We start from the raw sequence: 20,928 nt of genomic DNA, 5'->3' as shown, positions 1-20,928 counted from the left end.
GCTCAACGGTCTTCGGGATTCAGTCTTGCCAATGAGACCTCTTCGTTACCCGAGGCGGCGGCGAAATTTCGCTGCTGCATCGGTGGCTTATTGTTGGCTGAAGGAGCCGCCCGATGACCGTCACAGTTTCTACGTCCTCCGTCAGCTCCGCCAATCGTAACGCGCGCCGCGCCGCGCTCCTCACCAGTGTGAGCGTGCTCGCATTGTTCATGGCGTCGCCGGGTGCTGCCGCCAATCCGCTGGCGAGCGGGAATAACCTACCGACCCCGTCGGCGGCGGCGATTGCGGCGGCGCAGTCCGGCCAGCAGGAGGCGGCCCGGGCCGCCCGGGCGGCACAGAACTCGCTGACGCGCGCGACGCTGGCGATCCAGGCGATGCAGGCGACGCAACAAGCGGCGCGCGACGCCGCGCGGGCGGGGCTCAACGCGATACCAGGCGGCATCCCGAATGGTCTGGGCGTGGGCGGCTTACAGATCGGCGCCGGTGTGAAGCTACCTGACGGCAGTGTGAACGGACAACTCTGGCAGGGTGCGAAACTGCCGACCCAGTTCACGGACGGCGACCGCACCAAGGTCGGTATCGAACAGACCCAGGCGAAGGCGATCCTGACCTGGGACACGTTCCACGTCGGTGCTGGGACTGACCTGACCTTCGATCAGAAGGGCAATTCCAACTGGGTGGCGCTGAATCGCGTGCTGGGGACGGATGCGAAGCCGAGCCAGATCCTGGGCAATATCAAGGCCGACGGGTCGATCTATGTGATCAACCAGAACGGCATCGTCTTCGGCGGCGCGTCGCAGGTGAATGTCGGCGCGCTGATCGCCTCGACTGCGAAGATCTCCAACGAACAATTCCTCAACAGTGGCATCTATTCGACGCAGTCGGGCACGAGCTACGTGCCGAGCTTCACCGATGCCAGTGGTTTGGTGAAGGTCGAGGCGGGTGCGCTGATCACCACCAACGCGCCAACCTCGGTGACGTCGGGCGGCGGCTTCGTGCTCTTGATGGGCAGTTCGGTCGAGAACGCCGGTTCGATCACGACGCCGCTCGGTCAGACGCAGCTTGCGGCGGGCGATGATTTTATCCTCCGCCGCGGTGTGGGCACTGAAGCGAATGCATTCTCGACCACGCGCGGCAACGAGATCGCGCCGATCATTCGCGCGGGCAGCCTCGCCGGTAGTGTGACGAACAATGGTCTGATCTTCAGCCAGCAGGGCGACATTACGCTGGCGGGCCGCACCATCACCCAGAACGGCATCCTGGTCTCGACCACCTCGGTCAACGCCCGCGGCACTATCCATCTTTTGAACTCGGCGACCGATGCGTTGGGCAGCGTAACTCTCGGCGCTGACAGCGTCTCGACCATTATTCCCGAACTCGACAGTGCAGCAACCGCGCTCAACAGTCAGCGCGACGCGCTGATCGCTGAATCCGCCACGCAGAACATCGCGCGGTTGAATGCAAACTTCGGGGCGTTTGACAATCTGTCGAAGCTCGCCGACCGGATGGATCAGTCGCGCATTGAGATCGTCACCGGCGGCAACACGGTCTTCAGGTCCGGCTCGCTGACCATCGCGCAGGGCGGCCAGGTTGCGGTCTCGGCCGGTAATCGCGTCTTCACCGAGGGCGGCGCCACCATTGACGTCTCGGGCGTGCGCGACGTGCTGTTGCCAATGTCGGCCAACAACCTCAAGGTCAATATCCAAGGCAACGAGCTGCGGGACTCGCCGCTCAACCGCGATCAGAACTACCTGAAAAACGCGGATGCCTGGATCGACATCCGCGACCTGATTTTCGTGCCGAAGGGCACCGGCGGCTACGACAGCGACCGGTACTACACGCCGGGCGGGCTACTCGAGGTTGGCGGCTATCTCGCCAACACGGCGCACAAAATCGGCGAGTGGAGCGCGCTCGGCGGCACCATCACGCTGTCCGCGCCGGAAGTCATCGCGCAACAAGGCTCGATCTTCGATATCTCCGGCGGCTCGGTGCGTTACGCCGGCGGCAACATCCAGACAACGAACTTCCTCGGCAAGGACGGGCGTCTCTACAACGTCAACGACGCCCGCGCCGACATGACGTTCTACGGGCTTGGCGAGGGCTTCGTGCGGTCGAACAGCCGCTGGGGGGTGACGCAGGTCTGGAGCAGCCCGTTCGGCAAGGGGCGGGTGTCGACGCGGTGGGAGGACGGCTACACGGTCGGCCGCGACGCCGGCAAACTCATCCTCTCGACACCGACCAGCATCTTCGAGGGCAAGATTCTCGCCGATGTCGTAACCGGCGATCGCCAGATCAACGCGCGTCCCGTAGGCACCACCGATGGCTACAAGCTTGCGCAGACCCAGGCGGCGCTCAACGGACAGTTGCTGCTCGGCCGGTACACCGCACTTGGTCTGAGCAACGCCTACACTACCGATGTAAAGTTCGGCGATATTGCCTCGATTACCGAGAATCTTGACGCTGCCGCCGTCCTGCCGGCCGAGCGCGCCAACACCGCTTGGCTCGATTCCGGCCTGATCAACGACGCACGCCTTGGCGGTCTGAACATCGCTACCCAAGGCTCGATCATCGTCGATGCGCCGATGACGCTGGCCGATGGCGGGCAGGTCAAGCTGGTCGCTTCCACCGTCGACATCAAGGGCGACATCACCGTGCGCAGCGGCAGCGTCACGGTCACCAACATCCTCAAGCCCGACACACCGTCCGCCAGTCCCATCGTGCTTACGGCGGGCGGGCAGTCGCAATTGGCATTGCACGGCGGCGCAACCATCGACGTGCGCGGCCTTTGGAGCAATGCGCTCACGGATCCGGCCAATCTCTCGGGTCTTGCCTATCTCAATGGCGGCGATGTCGTCTTCGATTCCACGCAGAACGTGACGATCGCCTCCGGAAGCAACATCGACGTCTCCTCCGGCGCCGCTGTCCTGGTCAACGGCAAGACCAAAGGCGGCAAGGGCGGCAACGTCACCCTGATCGCCGCCGACGCCAGCGCTGGAGCAGCCAGCACCAGCGGCACGCTCGTTCTCGACGGCGATATCAAAGCCTACGGCGTCAACGGAGGTGGCAAGCTCAAGGTCGGCACGGCTGCAGTCCTCATCACATCTGCAAACGTAGCACCGGTGGCCGATCAACTGGTCTTGAGTCCGGATTGGTTCCGTAAGGGCTTCGCGCAATACGACATCAACGGATATGACCGTCTGACAGTTGCCGACGGCACGCGGCTAGATGTCGAGATGCCGGTCTATCGCTTCACCAATGGAAGCTTTGCCGCGCACGGGCGCGATCCGAGTGCCGCGCTTGAACTCTGGACGCCGCCGCTATTCCTGGATGATCCGGGCAACCGGAAACTTATCCAGCGTGCTGGGGCCGACGTCGTGTTGCAGTCGAATCGTGCAAACGCTGGCGGTGCAATTGTTATCGGCACGGGCGCGGCGATCAATGCTGATCCGGGCAGCAGCATCACCCTCCAAAGCCCCGGCCAGATTAACGTCGATGGTACGCTGCGTGCGTCCGGCGGCGCGATTAACATTTTCCAGATAAACTCGGCGTCGACTGCTTCAGGGTCGGCGAACCCGGTCCCGGGTCAAAAGTCGATTCTGATCGACGATCACGCCTTGCTGGACGTAACAGGCAGCGCAACCACCAGCGTCGATGTTCGCGGATTGCGTTACGGCATCATTCGTGACGGTGGCAGCATCACGATCGGCGCAGAGACCAAGCGGGACAATGGTGCCGGCATCGCCCAGGCTGCGGATGCATTCGTTGTCGTGAAGTCCGGCGCAGTGCTCGATGCCTCGGGTGCGAGCGGAGTGATTGATCTTCCCGATGCCGCCGGAGGTTTCACAACAGTCGCAGTTGCGAGCAACGGCGGCAGCATCGCGCTTAACTCGTTCAACGGGCTTTATCTTGATGGCACCATGAGAGCCGCATCCGGCGGCGCTGGTGCATCGGGTGGTACTTTGTTTCTGACGCTCGAAACCGCGCGCTACAAAGACGCCCTATCCGTGCCAGATGACGTTCGGTTCATACGCGAACTTGTCATCGGCCAGAACGACGAGCCAAGCATATCCGGCGCGCCTTTCCAGATCGGCACGGCACGGATCAGCGCCGATCAGATTGAGCGGGGTGGCTTCGATAGCTTCTCCGCCTATGCTGACGTGATCCGTTTCGACGGCAACGTCGATCTCTCGCTGGCCCGCAGCATCGAACTCTATCATTCGGTACTGACCGGCGACGGCTCCGGCATGTCGGTAAGGCTGGCGGCTCCGCTGGTGCAATTCAAGCCTGCGGCCAACGTGTCGCTCAGCGGCAATCCGGTTTACCCGAAGGCTATCGGTTTGCCGTCGCAACGGCCGACGAGCGCCACTTTGGTCGTCAACGCCGACCTGATCGATGGCTATGCCATGCAGGCTCGCGGCGTAGCGGGATCATTGCCTCTGCTGGACGGCAACCGTGCGTTTGACTATGCCGGCTTCGACCAAGTGACCTTGAACAGCCGCGGCGACATCCGTGTTGTCGGAGCGCTAGTGGGCGGCAGGATCCTCGAGCTGAATGCTGCCCAGATCTATCCGGTGACGAATGCCGACGCGTCGATCGGGGCAACCGATCTGGTCCGCCTTGGTCGCAGTACCGCACAGACCCCAGACTTGCCCTATTCGGCGTTTGGCAAGCTAACGGTCTCCGGCAAGGTGATCGAACAGGGCGGCGTTCTGCGCGCGCCGCTCGGTAAGATTACCCTTGGTGCAGCAACTTCGTTCAACGCGTTGTCGCCGCCGATTACTGAAACGGTCACGCTTCTGCCGGGCAGCATCACGTCGGCCAGTGGCAGCGGACTTGAGCTGCCCTATGGAGGCACGGTTGACGGCATTACCTATCTCTACGCGGGTGCTGCCGTAACCGCGCCATTCGAGAACTTCGGTTCTATTCTGTCCGGTGTTGTTCTGGCAGGAAAGTCCTTCACGGTCGCCGAAGGAGCCCTCCTTGATCTGTCGGGCGGCGGCAATCTGCGCGGTGCTGGCTTCATAAGCGGCCGCGGCGGTTCGGTCGATGTGCTGACGACCCCGCTTGTCAATGCCAACCCGGCCATGACCTATAGCGCCAAAAATAATCAGGTCTATGCGATCCTGCCGGGCGTGCAGATGGCTTATGCGCCGATCGGCGCTGACGCCGGCGCATCGCCGTCCATCGGACGACAGGTCACGATTCCGAACGGCATACCCGGGCTTCCCGCCGGCACATATACGTTATTGCCGGCGCGCTATGCGTTGATGCCCGGCGCCTATCGCGTCGAACTTGGCGCGAATGCATCGGTTGCATCCGGTGCCCAGCAAATTGCACCCGGCACCTGGGGGATACAGGGCTATCAAGGGACGGCGAACACCGGTGCGCGCGATGCGTTGCCGACGCAAATGATCGTCACTGCGGGCCAGAGTGTACGCACATATTCACAGTACAACGAAACCGGCTATGCCGAGTATCTCCTCGGCGAGGCAGCCCGGCTCGGCTCGCCGCGCCCGACTCTGCCGGTCGATGGAAAGACATTCTATCTCAGCTATGCGGCTCAGCCGTCAGTGACCGCGCCAGCGCTCACTTTCGATGGCAAGGCGGTGTTTGATCCCGGCAAAGGTGGATATGGCGGCACACTGAGGGTTGACAGCCTCTACTATCCGCAAATCAATCTCGAAGTTACCGCTGCAGGGACACAGGGCACAGCAGGCTACATCTCGATCGAGGACAAAGATCTCAACGCCATCGGCGCGACGCGCATGTCGATCGGCAGCTTCCAGAACTATGTTAAGGATCTCGGTTACGTCTCTGCCGGAAGCTACATCAACGGGCTGGTACTGCGCGAAGGCGTGTCCCTGCGCGCGCCTGAGATCATTCTCGGTGCTGGCCGAGGCGGAATTACGATTGAAGATGGGGTGACGCTCAGCACCATCGGACAAACCGGTGTCACGCCCATGTCCGCTGACGGCGGCTTCAGTTACAGGATTTACGACTCTTCGAACAGCATTCTGGCCATCTCGAACAGTCTGCTCAACTTCGTCGGCACGGAGCAGCCGAGCGGCAGCAATCCCGGTATCAGCATTGGCAAGGCCCAGCTCTACACCGAAGGTACGCTGGCGTTTGTAACGTCCAGTGGCAGCAAGCTCGCTCTTGATCGCGACTTGAGATTTGGCGCGAAGTATTTGTCATTCGCGGTGCCCAGCATCAACATTGGCGAGAATACAGCCATAGATGCTGCCGCCGCTGCTCATGTCCTGCCGGATGGATTGATCCTCAATCAGCAGGTTCTGACGCGATTGCTGCAAGGAAACCAAGGCGTCGGCGTGCCCAAGGTGGAAACGTTGATCCTTTCGGCAGGACAGTCGATTAATTTCTTTGGCAACGCATCGCTTAACACCATCGATCCGTCGACGGGGAAATCGAGCCTTGCCGAATTGGTACTCAACACACCGGCGATCTATGGCCTCGGCGCGGCCGGTGACAGTGCAACGATCACCACGGGCACGCTAATCTGGAACGGTGTCAGCGACGGCGTTCAGCGCGGAGGCAGCAGACAGCCCGGCAGCCTGCCACCACCTGCTGTTATCCCGGGTGGGCCAGGAACGGGTAGCGGTACGCTCGACATCGTCGCCGACGAAATCGTTCTCGGCTATCGCAAGTTCCTGCAGCCCGATACGCAACTGACGCTGGACCGGCTCGCGCTTGGATTCTCGAGCGTCAACCTGACCGCCAGCACCAGGATCACGGCGAACAATCGCAATACTCTGTCGGTCTATAGCAGTGGCACCGATGCGGCCTCCTACGTTGGCGGCACGCTCAATCTGATCACGCCGCTTTTGACCGGTGACGCGGCTTCCGTTACGCGCTTCATCTCGGGCGGTGCGCTCAATCTGTCGGCGCCGGGCGGCGCGACGGCCACGACGACTGATGTGCTCGGCGCCGAGATCGGACTCAAGGGCCAAACCGTCACTGTCGCCAGCACGATTGCATTGCCGAGCGGAAAGCTCAGCATCGAGGCCGACGGTGACATCCTTCTGACTGACAGCGCGCGCCTCGATCTGGCCGGCCGCGAAGTTACGATGGTCGACGTAAAGAAATACAGTTGGGGCGGCGACGTTGTCCTGAATAGTGCGCATGGCAACATCGCGCAGTCGGCGCAGTCGGTCATCGACCTGTCAGCGCGATACAATCGCGGCGGTACGCTGTCGGCCACGGCGATTGATGCGAGCGCAGGCAACGTTACGCTTGCCGGAAAGATTCTCGGCACGGCAACGGGTGTCTTTAACGCGAGCGGCACGCTGGTGCCGTATCTCGGCGCGTCGATCGATCTGCGCGCGCAGACCATCGCGGATTTTTCCGCCCTCAACGCGCGTCTCAGCGACGGTGGCGTTTTCGGAGGCCGCAGCTTCCAGTTCAAGAAGGAAGGCTTCAACCTTGTCATCGGCGATGAACTGAAAGCCAACAACATCAACGTATCGGTCGACGGCGGCAGCCTGACGGTCAATGGCCGCATCGACGCCAGCGGCGCGCAGGTCGGAAGCATCCGTCTCAGCGCGCGCGATGAATTGACGCTTGGCTCATCGGCGGTCCTCGACGCCCATGGCACGCAATTGCGTGTCGACAGTTATGGCCAGCCGATCGATGCACCTAACCGGGCAGTCGTCGAACTGACTACCACCAATAATGCCACCGGTGCTGCGGGCTGGATGAGGATCGCATCGGGCGCGACCATCGACGTGCGCTCCGCAGACAGCAACGCGCGCGGGACAGTGACGCTGAACGCGCCGCGTCTCACCGAGACCGGCGGCGACATCGCCATCGACGCCACGGGACCGGTGACGGTACGAGGCGCGAAGAGCATCGCAGTCAATGGCTTCTGGACATATTCGCCAACCGACGCCGATGGAACCATTGTGCAGGACAACGGCGGGACCAACCCGCTCGGCGCCGACGGATCGATCGGTCTTAACCAGATCGATCAACGCAACATTATTTTCATGAACGCGGCTGCGGGCAACACCGGCCTGCAGAACCGGCTAGCTGGTTTGTCGTCCTACGGTTCGGCGTTCCATCTGCGGCCCGGCGTCGAGATCAATAGCAAGGACACGCCCAACGGCAACCTGACGGTCAAAGGCGATCTCGATCTTTCCGGTTTCCGCTACGGCCCCAATGCAAACTCCGCCATCCGTGGTTCGGGCGAGGTCGGCATGCTGGTCATCCGCGCCAGCAACAATCTGACCGTCAAGGGCAGCATCAATGACGGCTTCGCGCCGCCACCCGCGACGCCGGATGACAATGGATGGATGATCTCGACATTTATCCGTCCCGGCGAGCCGTTGCCGTCGGACATTAGCGGAGGCAACGGTCTGGTTTTCGAGATCGAGTATCAGATGCCGGACGATGGCAGCTTCGTGATCACGACCGACGGCAGCTGGTACGATTCATCAACAGGCCCCGTTCCGGCCGGATCGGCCGTTGAGTTCATGTCGTTGACCGCTGGTTCTCCCAGCCCGTTCACGGTGTCTTCAACCGAGCCGCGCCCAGAGCCGGGCAAGGTCTGGGCGGTGGCGCCGATGCTGGCCGCGGGATCGCAATCCTGGTCGATGCGGTTGGCTTCAGGCGCTGACATCGCAGCAGTGAACAGTCGCGCGCTTCAGTCCAGCAAGACGGGCGATTTGGTGCTCGACGATGAGCACTTCAGCGGACCGTCGAAGAAACAGCTTGCGGCCAGTGTGATCCGCACCGGCACCGGCGATCTCGATCTGCTGGCCGGCGGCAATTTCAACATGAAGACCTTGTTCGGCGTCTACACGGCGGGCACTCAGTCGCCAAATGTGAGCCCAGCTTTCAACCAGCCGCGTGGCACGGAAAGCCGCGACAGCGGCGGTGGCGGGTCCGTGCTCGGGGCACGCGGCAGCGATTACGAGTCTCTGGTGGCGGGGCCGTCCAGCGTTTACCAGGCATGGTATCCCGAGCAGGGAGGCAACCTGCTGGTCAAGGCGCAGGGCGACATTACGGGCTTCAACACGGCGAGCAGCGGCAGTCAATTGCCGTCGACCAATGTCGGCAACTGGCTGTGGCGTCAGGGGGGTAACCTGTCGGGCCTGCCGACGGCCTGGTGGATCAACTTCGGCACCTATGTCCTTCCGTTGACGTCAAGCGGCGCGACCCAATACCAGGGAATCGAGCCACAGCTCGCCGCCTTCACCGGCTTTGGCGCTCTGGGAGGCGGCAATATCGCCATCGATGCTGGCCGCAATGCCGGTGTCATTACGGGAATTGGAACATTTCAGGACAAGCTCAGTCAGGGCCTGACTGTCGCTGTCGGCGGCACGGGGCGGCTGATCGACGGGCGTCTGGTGCAGACCGGCGGCGGCGATCTGTCCATTAAGGTCGGCGGGGCACTCAACCCCCTCGACGCGGGTATCAATCCGAGCCGGTCCGACGGCGGGATTTCGCTGTTCGGCGGCAACGACACCTTGCGGGCCGATCTCAATGGTGTCGTCACCAATCTGCGCGGCGCGCTCAACATCGATGCGGGTTCGATCGGCCGCATCGACCTTGGTTATGGCAAAAACCGTTACGAGTTTAAAGTCGATCCTCGCCCGATCGATCTCACCATTCCCAATGCCGCGCGCTCGAATGGCGGGCCATTGCTGGTAGTCGGTGACGCCGCCGCGATGTTCACCTCGCGCGGCGATCTGGTGTTGTCGGCGGTCAACGATCCGGGCCGCACGCCGCAGCAGAACGCGACGCCATACTCCGTCTCCGTGAATGGCGTGACATCGTCGTATACCGGTGGTGGCTATTCCTGGTTCTCGCTGTGGACCGGTAACACCGCGATCGACCTGTTTGCGGCCGGCGGCAATTTGGCGCCGACCACCATCGGCGTGAACGGCCCAACCACAATAACCTCAACCGCTCCAGCACTTAGGACGAGCGGCGACTATCCATCGATCCTGCGTGCGGTTGCTGCGGAAGGGAACGTCTACTACGGCGCACAGCTCTATGATCCGAACAATGCCTACACGACGTCGCTGGTGCTGGCGCCGTCGCCGCGCGGTCAACTTGAGATTCTGGCGCAGGGTTCGATCTTCACGCTCGGCATGCCCATCGATATGTCGGGCGCGGATATGAGCGTGCTTCCGACGCCATTCAATCCCGCGTTTTACGGCGGCGCAACGATGAGGGACCCGCTCTTCGACAATACGAGTCAGGCCGGGGCTGGCAAATTTTTCCCCCTCTCGCTGTTCGCCTTTGGGCCGAACACCGTCGTGGGCGATCTCCATGCCGGCGATACAGAGCCGCAACGCTTCTATGCCGTGACCGGCGACATCGTCGGTCTGCGCACCGGTGAAATTCTCGATTTCACGATCGGTGGAAGCATCGCCTCACCCAAGCCGGTCAACACCTGGTATGTCGCGGCCAAGCCGGTGCGCATCATCGCCGGACGCGACATCGTCGGTGCCGGCCAGCAGCCTCGTGACTACATCAACGGTAGGCCTCAGTACGTTGAGGGCAACTACGGCGCTCAGTCGTCCGGCAACATCATCTATCACGCGAACGAGAGCGACGTCTCGGTGATCTCGGCTGGCCGCGATATCCTCTACGCCAACTTCCAGGTGGCCGGTCCCGGCACGCTGGAAGTTTCCGCGGGACGCAACCTCTATCAGGGCGACAAGGGCGCGATCACATCGATCGGTCCAATTGCGATCGGTGACAGCCGCCTCGGCGCCGGCCTCGCGGTGCAGGCAGGTATCGGTGTGACAGCGCCGGACTATGCCCGGCTCGCCGCGCTCTATCTCGATCCGAAGAATCTCGCGGCCGCCGGCACGCCGCTCGCCGATCAGCCCGGCAAGGTCGCGAAGACCTACGAGCAGGACCTCGTTACCTGGCTCAAGGACCGTTACGGTTTCGCCGGTACGCAGGACGAGGCGAAAGCCTATTTCGACGCGCTGGCTCCCGAACAACAACGCGTCTTCCTGCGGCAGGTCTATTTCGCCGAGCTGCGCGCGGGCGGTCGCGAGTACAATGATCAGACCAGTTCGCGGTATGGCTCGTATCTGCGCGGGCGCAGCGTTATCGCGGCCCTGTTCCCGGATCAGGATGCGAACGGCAAGCCTATCCAGCGTTCCGGCGATATCACCATCTTCGGCGGCTCCGGTCTGCGGACACTGTTTGGCGGCGGCATTCAAGTGCTGACGCCGGGCGGGCGTTCCGTGATCGGCGTCGAGGGACAGGTCCCGCCGGCATCGGCAGGTGTCATTACCCAGGGCTCGGGCGATATCGAACTCTACAGCAAGGGCAGCATCCTGCTTGGTCTGTCGCGCATCATGACCACCTATGGCGGAAGCATCCTGGCGTGGTCTGCGGACGGCGACATCAACGCTGGCCGTGGCGCCAAGACAACGGTTCTCTATACGCCGCCAAAGCGCGTCTACGACAATTACGGCAACGTTACGCTCTCGCCACAGGTGCCGGCTTCGGGCGCCGGCATCGCAAGTCTCAATCCGGTGGCGGGCGTCCTTCCTGGCGATATCGATCTGATCGCGCCGCTTGGCACCATCGACGCCGGTGAGGCCGGCGTTCGCTCATCAGGCAACGTCAACCTCGCGGCGCTACATATCGTCAACGCGGCCAATATTCAGGCGCAGGGCAACACCACCGGTGTGCCGCAGATCCAGGCGCCGAACATTGGCGGCCTGATGGAGGCCTCGGATGCCTCGGGGGCCGCGGCCAAGCAAGCGACCAACCCGGCCCAGTCCGGAGCTTCGGAGCAACCGTCGGTGATCATCGTCGAGGTCATCGGCTTCGGTGGCGGCGAAAGCGATGATGAGAAGGAGAAGCGTAAGCCGCAAAGGCAGAGCAACCTCAACTACGATCCCAACAGTACGTTGCGCGTACTTGGCAATGGCGAGATCACCTCCGAGCAAACAAAGGCGCTGACGGACGAAGAGAAGCGCCTTCTCAGCGAAGGCGAACGACGGAGACTATGAGCGCCCAACTTATGAGGAGTTCCGTCCTCGCGGTTTCCGATCAATGTCGAAGACCCTCAACCATCTCCACACGCGGCTGACGACTATGTCGTTTGCCGCGTGTGCGGACGCGGGATGCGTAGCTTGCGCAAGCATATGCGACCACGCACTCCTCGTAGACGCCATTTCTTCAGCCGCCGGGGTAGGGCCCGGATCGTTCTTGGCGAGACACGTTTGGCTTCATATCCAAGAAGAAGCATTTAGCCGCACCGAACACTCAAGATTCGCCCGAATTTGTCGATTTGAATATTCACGCGATCGTTGCGGCGATCCATAATGCTTGCCCTACCACGCTCTAGAATGCGTGCAGGAGCGGCAGCGCCGGATTGCAGCAAGATCTGTTGCTCCAAATCAGCGGAAATTTTTCGACCCCTGAAAATATCCTCGGCCTCTCTCGAGAGATGGCAAATTTTATTCGGTGGCGGAGATTCGGCGTGGCAGGCACAGGAAAAGATTGCAAGGCATAATACGACTTGGATTTGCATTGCCCCGCGGCCGGCATATGCCGTTATTGACAGCCTCCAGGGGCATTGCCGGCAACTCGGCAAATCCAATTCCGACGTACGTCGCCCGTAATGTCCTGCATCACCATGTCTTGGCCATTTCGACAAGCGCTACTTGACTCCTGTGCTTCGGTGCCAGGTCCGTCAATAGGACCTAAGTAATTGAACGAAATCGTACCTTCGAGGAGGCGGGGACGCGACTCTGGGACTATATCGTAGGGTTTGCAACCTCGATACCTTCCGGCGAAAACCGGTCCGCCGGAGTCGCCTTGGCAGAAGCCGCTCTTTATTGGCCCTCCCTGCTGAGGCGAGAAGCTCAATTGGCTGCTGTCTCGCGCAACCGGCACTGGCCAAGTGAGATTGAACAATCCCAATGTGCCGTTGTCGGCATTCGAATATCCATAACCTGCAATTGTCGTTGCGGCAGCGAACTCCTGCGGTTTTGCGAGCGCTGCCGGTTGCACCGCTTGGGCCGGATAGGCAGTAGCAAGCTCTACGAGGGCCAAGTCGTTTGCGAACTGCGGGCGCGACTGCGCGCCGCCATACTTGCCAAACACTACAACACGTTTGGCAAGCCGTGGTCTTTGATCTCGCGCAAGTAGTTTGGCGTTGCTCGCGTCGGCGACCACGGCCGATATCAATTGAGAGCCTGAATCCGGCGTCCAAACGAAATCTTTATCGGCGCTTCCGGTTTGAGAGGTCGTGCTTTTCTCTCCGATGAAGCAGTGAGCGGCGGTCAGAACGAGATCCGGCGCAACAAGTGTGCCCGAACAAAGATCCTGAGCCTGGTTCGTGAACTGAATGACAAGCTTGATGACTTCGGGAAACTGCGAGATCGAATATCTCTCGCAGCGGCGACCGTTCGTTAGTGAAGCACCTTCGCAGAAGGGCGACTTTGTCTTGAGATTGTCAAAACCGATATCGCAGTCTCTAAGCCCACTATCGAGATCCAAGAAATTCATTGGCGTCACGCCGGAAGTGGCAGACTGCGTAACAATGGCCGCCGCGGGAGCCGAATAGGCGTTTGTAACTTCGACGGGATTTCCCGGGGTAGCCGGCGTTATTAAAATTTGAAGAAGCGGTGCCCCCGTAGACTGCGCAGTTGAGACTGTCGACTGCCTGGCGGCCGCGCCAACTCCCAAGCCCGGATCGACGATCGTTGGATCTCGAGGGGGCGTAATCAGAACGGCCGCCCCCACTCCATTGCCCGGATCCGTTATCGGCGGAGGGGGGCGCCGCATGATCACTGCGGCTCCGACACCGTGGCCGGGATCGGTGATTTCGCTCGCGGGCTGGATGGCAATGAGGTTGCCGGATCTTTTCCAATTGTTCAGCGATGATGGGGAATCGATCCCAGTTCCTGGAACGACGATCTCGTTGAGGTGGGTCTGGGCTAGGCAAGGAAGGGATAGCGATGTCAAAAAGGCAAAACACAGAGCCTGCAGCGGCCGTCGGTCGCTAAAGCGCATGGTTGTCTCCCCAGAATGTACTTCTACCTCGAGCTACAGACCGCCCTTTCCGTTCGGCGTCCCAACGCCTGTACAAAAATCCCAGCCGAGGGCGGAGTTATAGGCGCCATGCGTGCCGAGCGAAGGGCCACAGGTTCCGGTCTGGATATCGGTGAATTTGTTGGAATTGGAGTAAATGAATGCCAGTTCGTCGTTCCCAGAGGCTGCGAACCGACCGGCATTGTTGGTTATTGCGGCGACAATCGGCGCAGCCGCACTGGTGCCGCCGACGACCATCCAGCCTTTATTGTCCCGGGCGGATGAGTTCGTCGAATCGTAAACCCAGACACCGGTCGCTGGATCGGCGACCGCTGCGAGATCGGCCACACCCCGGCGGTTTCCGATGATGGCGGTGAGGGAAGATTGGTACTGCGGGATGAATTCCGCGGAACTCGGACCGGCCCCGGCGCTTGTCCAAGGCGTTTCATTGATAAAATTGCCCGATGCGTCGCGATTGATTGTGGTCCCGCCAACCGCTACGACCAGAGGCGACGTTGCAGGAAAACTAACGCCTGGCACATCACCCGTCGAAGCGAAATAGACGATGCCGGCGCGGTTGAAACGTGGGTCGTAGTTTAACTGGGTCGGAAACTCGTTGCCGCCCCAACTCAACGAAATCTCACCTCCGCCAGCACTCGCGATCAGATCACTCGCCTTATCGACGGCAAGAAATAAGTCGTCATAGGAATTGGTTTTCGCTTCGACCAAATAGATTTTGGCCGCGGGGGCGAGCGCATGCACCCATTCGACATCCAGGCAAATCTCTATCTCCCAACCCTTATCGTTGTCCGGCCGGCTGCCGGAAGCGAATACGACGTCGAGATCCGGCGGCGGCAAGCCGAAGCGCTGGCTGAAAGTCGCGAGATCCTGCTTTATCGCCGGAGCATCGTAGGCGTCGACGATGGCGACGGCTTTCGCCCCGCCGATGACGTCCCTGCGCACAACATTTGGATTACAGCCGTCGCTGCGCGGAACGAGCCCGTAGATGCAGGCAATCGATGCCGGTGTTTCGACGAAATTTGCTGTAGGCGGCGCAGCCGCCGGCGTCGGAGGCTCGATGGCAACGTCCGGGACAAATACTGCGATGTTCGTGAAGGCATGCGCATGACCCTCGAGGCCAGCAATGAGGGGCTGCGGCTTTCGGATGCTGGATTCAGGTCGCCATATGGCGCCGTGCAGGCTCGTATCTTCGGCCCAGGATCGTTCGGAGGCGGCAAAATAAACTGCGACGAATATCAACAAAAATGCTGCCGCGGAGCAACGCATGAACGACCCCCTCAACATTGAATAAAATACCGCGCAGCATTAACAACCAAGAGATCAAAAATCAAGAACAGTGTACTGATAATTAGCGCGCGTATTCGATGGCGCGTCGATGTCTCTTCGATGACAAAGACGGCGCCCGCCAAAATGTGCTCGAACGATGAGGTGATCCTTAGCGGTCCGAAGGCGACCGCGTCGTGTCGTCCGGCGATTGAGGCAATTTCTTTTGATCAAAGAAATCGCTTGGCGGCGGCTGTGGCGTATCGGTGCCTGCGGGTTTGAACGTCCGAATGTTGGTGTGTCCGCGCGAGCCGACATCACCGGGCTTCCCTACGCTTGACCCCGGAATCGTTACGGTGCCTCCAGGCGTTGAGTAAGAACGATCGCCGTCCGCGACAGCAGAGTTCGAAGAGACGGCAATCATCAAGATCATGAGGTAGCGATTGCACATGTTTTGCTTCCCGCTGACGTCACCCTCTGCCACATGGTGTCGGTGGTGAAGCCTTCAAGGCCAATGGCAGAACGTGACGAGCCTCCTTTGAAGTCATCGTAAGACATGCGCAATCGCAGTCGCTTTGAGCAAGGTCAAGTTCACGGCCCAACAACTGGGTCTAGTGATCTCCCGGTGCCGCACCGCAGCAAAATCCTCATGTGATGGTGGCGACGGTGACCGAATATACTCGGCGGCGTTCGGGAGCATGGCGACCTTCGATCGTCAGTGTCCACAGGCCCAATAGCCGCCGATGCGATTTAGACGCGATGGGTCAGAAGCGGACTCCCGAGGCCAATTAGGATAGACGTTGCCCGAGGTCCCGGCCTTTTGGAACAAGTGTCAAACTTGGTAGCGAGGTCAGTCAATAGTCTTACGGCGGTCCGCGTCAACTTGAGTCCGCCATTGCTTTACGAGATCGCGTCGACGACCGGGATAGCGTTCTGTCTTTAGCTTGATCTTCTCGATCCGATCCGTCCGGAATGAGCGGAAATCTTTTCTCATTTCGCACCAGCCGGCAATGATCCGCCGGGAATCGAAAAATGCGATGCCAATCGGCCAGATGATCCGCATGGTTTTGGTGCCTTTCGGGTCGCGATACGAAATGGAAAGTTTGTGTTGGTCGCGCATGGCTTGGCGTACGATGCGAAGATCGACGGCTTCAGGCTGTTTCGGTCTGCGTCCTACGTGAAAGGCATTGTCGTCTAATTTGTGCCGCAGCTCCGAGGGGAGGACTGCAGCGATTTTTGCGAGCGCGTCACGCGCCGCCAGCGCGAACTCATCATCGGTCTGGCGAGATACCCATTGGGCGCCGAGCGCCAAAGCTTGGATTTCTTGCTCCAAGAACATCAGCGGAGGAAGGAGGAACCCGGGTTGCAAGACATAGCCGAAGCCCGGCTCGCCCTCGATTTGCGCGCCCAACGACTGCAAGTCGGCGATGTCGCGATAAATCGTTCGCAGCGACACGCCCGCCTCAGCCGCAAGATCTTTGCCCGATACCGGGTGACGGTGCCGCCGCAAGATTTGCATGACGTCGAATAGCCGTTGGCTTTTGGACATAGAGCAAGTCTAGCACACGTCCTGCCAAAAATTGGCAGCAATTCGCCGCTCGGCCGCGAGCGGCGCGGTTTTGAATGGACCAGACGATATTCACATTGCGACCAGCGCCTTGCCGGCGAGCTTGCGCCCAGATTCGAGCGCCGTGATGAGCGGGATCGCATCGTTCAGAAGCACGGTCTCGGCGACCGGCAAGCGAAGCTTTCCAGCTCCCGCTGCACTGGCAAGGTCGTCAAGGATATCGGCCCGCGCGGTGCAGACGATCGGCTTGAGTTGCCGGTTAAAGATCGCACGGATGAACTTGATCGGCGTTGGATTGATATCGAGATATACTCCACCCTGACGGAGCAGACCAAGCCCGACAGCAACCGTCATCGTCCCCGCCGTATCGTAGACGACGTCGAAGCGTTCATGGATCTTCGACAGATCGGTGGTCCGATAATCGAAGAGAGGCTGAACGCCCAGGTCACGGGCTCGCTGTATCGCCTGCGCACTGCACGTCCCCGCGACGGTCGCCCCGATCATCTTTGCAAGTTGCACCGTGGCCTCGCCGACAGCGCCGGTGCAGCCGTTGACAAACACGTGCTTGCCGGATTTCAGACCAGCCTTGTCCACGAGGCCGTTCCATGCAGTGACCCCCGGTGTAGCTAGGCAGGCCGCGTCCTCAAACGAGACCGAATCCGGCTTCCTGGCAACGAAGTTTTGCGGGGCGATCACGGCTTCGCCAAGCGCGCCGCCATCCTTGATCCGCGCCATGCCGAACACGGAATCGCCGACCTTGAAACGCGTTACGCCTGTGCCGATAGCGGTCACGATGCCGGAGAAGTCGCTGCCCATCACGCGGGGAAATTTCTTCCCCGTCATCATTTTGAGATCGCCATTGCGCACCTTCCAATCGATGGGATTGATGGCAGCGAACTTCACCTTGACCGCAACTTCGCCGAGCCCCGGAGCCTTCAGCTCGAAATCTCCGAGCTTCATTGTTTCGGGGCCGCCATAGCTAAAATATTGAATCTGTTTCATGGCCGATCTGCCTTAGTGCGGTTGGGTAGTCGCCATGTAGGCGGCAAACGGAGCCGCGTCGTAGATCACTACGGTCGACGCGATCTTGCAGTTCTTCACCTTGAGAAGTTCTGCGACGACGGCGTTGGCAACGGGATGGGTGTCCGCGTTGTAAACGACAACAGCCTGCTCATCGTCGCCGTAGACGCCGAGAATCGTGACCTTCTTTAGCATGCGGGCGAACCCGCCATGGAACTCGCGAAACTTCTGGGTTCCGGTAATCTGCCCGATTGGCGAGGTGCAAATAACGTCGTCCGCCGAGACGGAAATAATCGCATCAACGTTCTTGCTGGCGATGGCCTCGACATAGGTCTCGGCGATTTGCAACGCCTTGCCGCTGCTTTGGTTGGTCATGGTCTTTCCTTTCAGTGATTGGGTGCGCTGAAAGAAAGCCTAGGGCAGACCAGTGACAGATTCTGGCAGTAGACAACCAACTGCCCACGCCGCACTAGCAGACGTGGGAAGTCCGCTTTGGGCCAGGAGCGGACCATCAGCCGAAATTGCCATACGATCTTACGTACTGATCCCAGGCGCCTGGCGGATGTATCGAGGGTCAGAGATTTGATCGAACATAAATTTCGCCAGGTCCTCGCGGGTTACAGTTAGGGAGTGCCGGGTATGGCCATATAGTCCCACGTTGAGATGCGCGGATGCGGGACTGTTCTTCAAGAAGGCCGCACGGAGCATCGTCCATTCCAGATCCGACGCCCGTATCGCTTTGGCGAGCCCGAGGATGTCGTCATAGGAACTGGGCATCATGTGCTTGATGAGCAGCGCGGGAAGCCAAACCTTCCAGTCAAAGCCATCACCGGGGTCGACCGCCGTGCCGGTGGAAACGGCGATAAGGCGTTGCACATTCTCCTCCTTCATCGCCGAGATGATGGCTTCCGTAGCGTTTGTGATCGGTAAATCTTTCGGGTGCTGTAGCTTCGTCGGCCCAAGCGCCGACAAGACGGCACTAGATCCGCGGACGGCTTCTTTTAGAAGAGCCGTATCTGTCAGCTCACCGCGGACGATGTGCAATCTCGGATTTTCATAAGTGCTGCCTGATCGCGCAAAGACGGTGGCCTCGACGCCGCGTTTCAAGGCCTCATCGATCAAGTACCTCCCGATCTTTCCGGTGGCACCGAAGAGAGTCACTTTCATGTTGCACCTATGAACAGATGATTTTCGAGACCACGGCGAACTACGCTATGCTCAGCCGTCCGTTGCAGCTCAGCGCGCGCTGTCGATGATCGAGCCTCCATCCGGTGTGAGCGTGTAGCCAGTCAAAAACTGGGCATCTTTGCTCGCCAGGAACAGCACGACCGGCGCGATGTCTTCCTCTGGCGATCCGAAGCGGCCAAGCGGGTTGGTCGGCGGCGGCACGTTTGTCTCCTTGCCCCAGGTGTCAGCCAGAGGCAGGACATTGTTGACGGTGATCTTGTCGGGAGCCCACTCTCGCGCGGCCGTTCTGGTGAGGGCCCGCACGGCCTCCTTAGCCATATTGTACGGGCCATAACCTGCAAAGCCGATGATGCCGGCCATAGAGCCGAAGTTGATGATGCGCCCGTCTCCACTCTTTTTCAGGTATGGGTAGGCGGCCTGCATGGTTCTTAAATAGGCAATCGGGCCCATCTCAAAATTGCGCTGCAATTGCTCAACCGAGAGATCGATGATGGATGAAAAAGGCGCGGAGGGATCGAAGGCATTGTTCACGAGGATGTCGATGTTGCCGAAGACGGCAACAGTCTTCTCCACCGCCGCTTCGATTTGATCCGCATTGCCGATGTCGGCGACCACCCCGATTGCCACCCCGCCGGCGGCCTCGATATCCGCGACGACCGCATCCACGTTTGCGGGGGTTCGGGATACGACAGCAACCTTGGCGCCTTCCGCTGCAAATAACTTCGCCGTGGCGCGGCCGATTCCGCGACCAGCTCCTGTGACAATGGCAACTTTTCCATAGAGGCGGCCCATAGCTTTGTCCTTTCGATGGTGAGTTGACGGTACGGCTCGAGTCAGCGCATCGCCGCTTGCACGTAGGGCGATGGGACTTCGCGAGCGGCGTTCTGCGTCAGGAACGATGCGGACAGCAGAACAAGACCCACCGCAGCCGGTAATGCGCCACTCGGTTTGCGGACGCCGAGATGTGCCAGACCCGACAGCAGCAGGTGGAAGAATATGCCTGCATAAGCGAGGTCACTGAGCGCCACGTTGAAGCGTGAAAGGATGGCCACCGGGCCTAGCACCTTTACGACGATCATGACCGGCACGAGATAAGCGGGGTATCCAAGCCCGGCGAGCACCTGCCGGACCCAATCGCCTTTCGTCACGTACAGAAAAGCTGAACTCAGATAGAGCAGCGAGAGAAGAATTGTGCTGATCCAGTAAATGTAAATTGCGGCCATGCTGTCGTCCTTGTCGCGGTTCTTCACAGGGTCTCTCGTCAATCAATATGAAAGTCGTTGGGTATTTCTCATGCACGAACCCCACTAAGATTTGAAAATGTGCGCCAACACGGATATTGGCAAGTAGGATGAATAACTTGCTGTTAGTATGGAAAAGCAGACCATGGCGAATGAAGAGATCAACATGCACGAAGAGATGCGGCGCGCGTTCGCGCTGCTCTCAGGCAAGTGGAAACTTGAGATCATGTGGCTGCTCAATCAGCGGGTCTATCGCTTCGGCGAACTACGCAAGGCGATCCCCGGCATCACGCAGCACATGCTGACGGCGCAGCTGCGCGAACTAGAAGCAGATGGGCTCATTTCGCGCACAGTGTTCCCGGAAGTGCCGCCCCGGGTCGAATATGAGATCACCAAAAAGGCGCGCGGGCTCGGCCCCACGATGGAGGCGTTGACGGCCTGGTGGACCAAATATGGAAAGAGCGTTCCTGCAAAGTCGAGTGCCCGTGACCGCAAAGTCAAGGGCGGCTGAATCCACCCTTTTCGGGAGTGCGTATTCACTCGGTGAGAGTTCGCGCGCAACCGAAGATGAGGACACCGCCCATTCAAAGCCGGGTT

At 60.2% G+C, this 20,928-nt stretch carries 11 protein-coding genes and 1 pseudogene; 2 read left to right on the top strand and 10 right to left on the bottom strand.

Annotated features, from left to right (window positions below):
• Positions 1–113: 113 nt before the first annotated feature.
• A complete protein-coding gene (locus AB4Z24_RS10655) occupies positions 114–12,002 on the top strand; it encodes a filamentous haemagglutinin family protein (RefSeq protein ID WP_441708154.1) in 11,889 nt (3,962 codons plus the stop codon).
• 547 nt (positions 12,003–12,549) lie between these two features.
• On the opposite strand, the gene AB4Z24_RS10650 is transcribed toward AB4Z24_RS10655, so the two are convergent.
• From AB4Z24_RS10650 to AB4Z24_RS10605, 10 genes and pseudogenes are all read right to left on the bottom strand, one after another.
• Positions 12,550–14,013, bottom strand: coding sequence for a trypsin-like serine protease (locus AB4Z24_RS10650; protein WP_441708152.1), 1,464 nt, complete (start codon positions 14,011–14,013; stop codon positions 12,550–12,552).
• A 33-nt stretch (positions 14,014–14,046) separates the two neighbouring features.
• Positions 14,047–15,318, bottom strand: a complete 1,272-nt coding sequence (locus tag AB4Z24_RS10645; protein WP_441708150.1) for a S53 family peptidase — start codon at positions 15,316–15,318, stop codon at positions 14,047–14,049.
• A gap of 169 nt (positions 15,319–15,487) precedes the next feature.
• Positions 15,488–15,766: a hypothetical protein gene (locus AB4Z24_RS10640; protein WP_441708148.1), complete on the bottom strand. Its 279-nt coding sequence runs from the start codon at positions 15,764–15,766 to the stop codon at positions 15,488–15,490.
• Between the two features lie 399 nt (positions 15,767–16,165).
• Positions 16,166–16,627: a helix-turn-helix transcriptional regulator gene (locus AB4Z24_RS10635; RefSeq protein WP_441708286.1), complete on the bottom strand. Its 462-nt coding sequence runs from the start codon at positions 16,625–16,627 to the stop codon at positions 16,166–16,168.
• Positions 16,628–16,747: 120 nt separating this feature from the next.
• A pseudogene (locus AB4Z24_RS10630) lies at positions 16,748–16,834 on the bottom strand (HTH domain-containing protein); the annotation flags it as partial.
• 120 nt (positions 16,835–16,954) lie between these two features.
• Positions 16,955–17,884 (bottom strand): NAD(P)-dependent alcohol dehydrogenase, encoded by a 930-nt coding sequence (locus tag AB4Z24_RS10625; protein WP_441708146.1) that lies wholly within the window; start codon positions 17,882–17,884, stop codon positions 16,955–16,957.
• 12 nt (positions 17,885–17,896) lie between these two features.
• A complete protein-coding gene (locus AB4Z24_RS10620; RefSeq protein ID WP_441708144.1) occupies positions 17,897–18,277 on the bottom strand; it encodes a nuclear transport factor 2 family protein in 381 nt (126 codons plus the stop codon).
• Positions 18,278–18,436: 159 nt separating this feature from the next.
• The gene (locus AB4Z24_RS10615; protein WP_441708142.1) at positions 18,437–19,069 is read right to left on the bottom strand and encodes an NAD(P)-dependent oxidoreductase; all 633 of its coding nucleotides are present in this window, start codon (positions 19,067–19,069) and stop codon (positions 18,437–18,439) included.
• Positions 19,070–19,138: 69 nt separating this feature from the next.
• Complete coding sequence (locus tag AB4Z24_RS10610) at positions 19,139–19,882, bottom strand: SDR family NAD(P)-dependent oxidoreductase (RefSeq protein WP_441708140.1); 744 nt, start codon at positions 19,880–19,882, stop codon at positions 19,139–19,141.
• A 41-nt stretch (positions 19,883–19,923) separates the two neighbouring features.
• Entirely contained in the window at positions 19,924–20,313 is a 390-nt protein-coding gene (locus AB4Z24_RS10605; RefSeq protein WP_441708285.1) for a DoxX family protein, read from the bottom strand.
• A gap of 148 nt (positions 20,314–20,461) precedes the next feature.
• On the opposite strand from AB4Z24_RS10605, the gene AB4Z24_RS10600 reads away from it, so the two are divergent.
• The gene (locus AB4Z24_RS10600; protein ID WP_441708138.1) at positions 20,462–20,842 is read left to right on the top strand and encodes a winged helix-turn-helix transcriptional regulator; all 381 of its coding nucleotides are present in this window, start codon (positions 20,462–20,464) and stop codon (positions 20,840–20,842) included.
• Positions 20,843–20,928 lie beyond the last annotated feature (86 nt).

The organism is Hyphomicrobium sp. 2TAF46 (assembly GCF_052114865.1).
Classification (GTDB): Bacteria; Pseudomonadota; Alphaproteobacteria; order Rhizobiales; family Hyphomicrobiaceae; genus Hyphomicrobium_B.
This window is presented reverse-complemented; position numbering and strand designations above follow the sequence as displayed.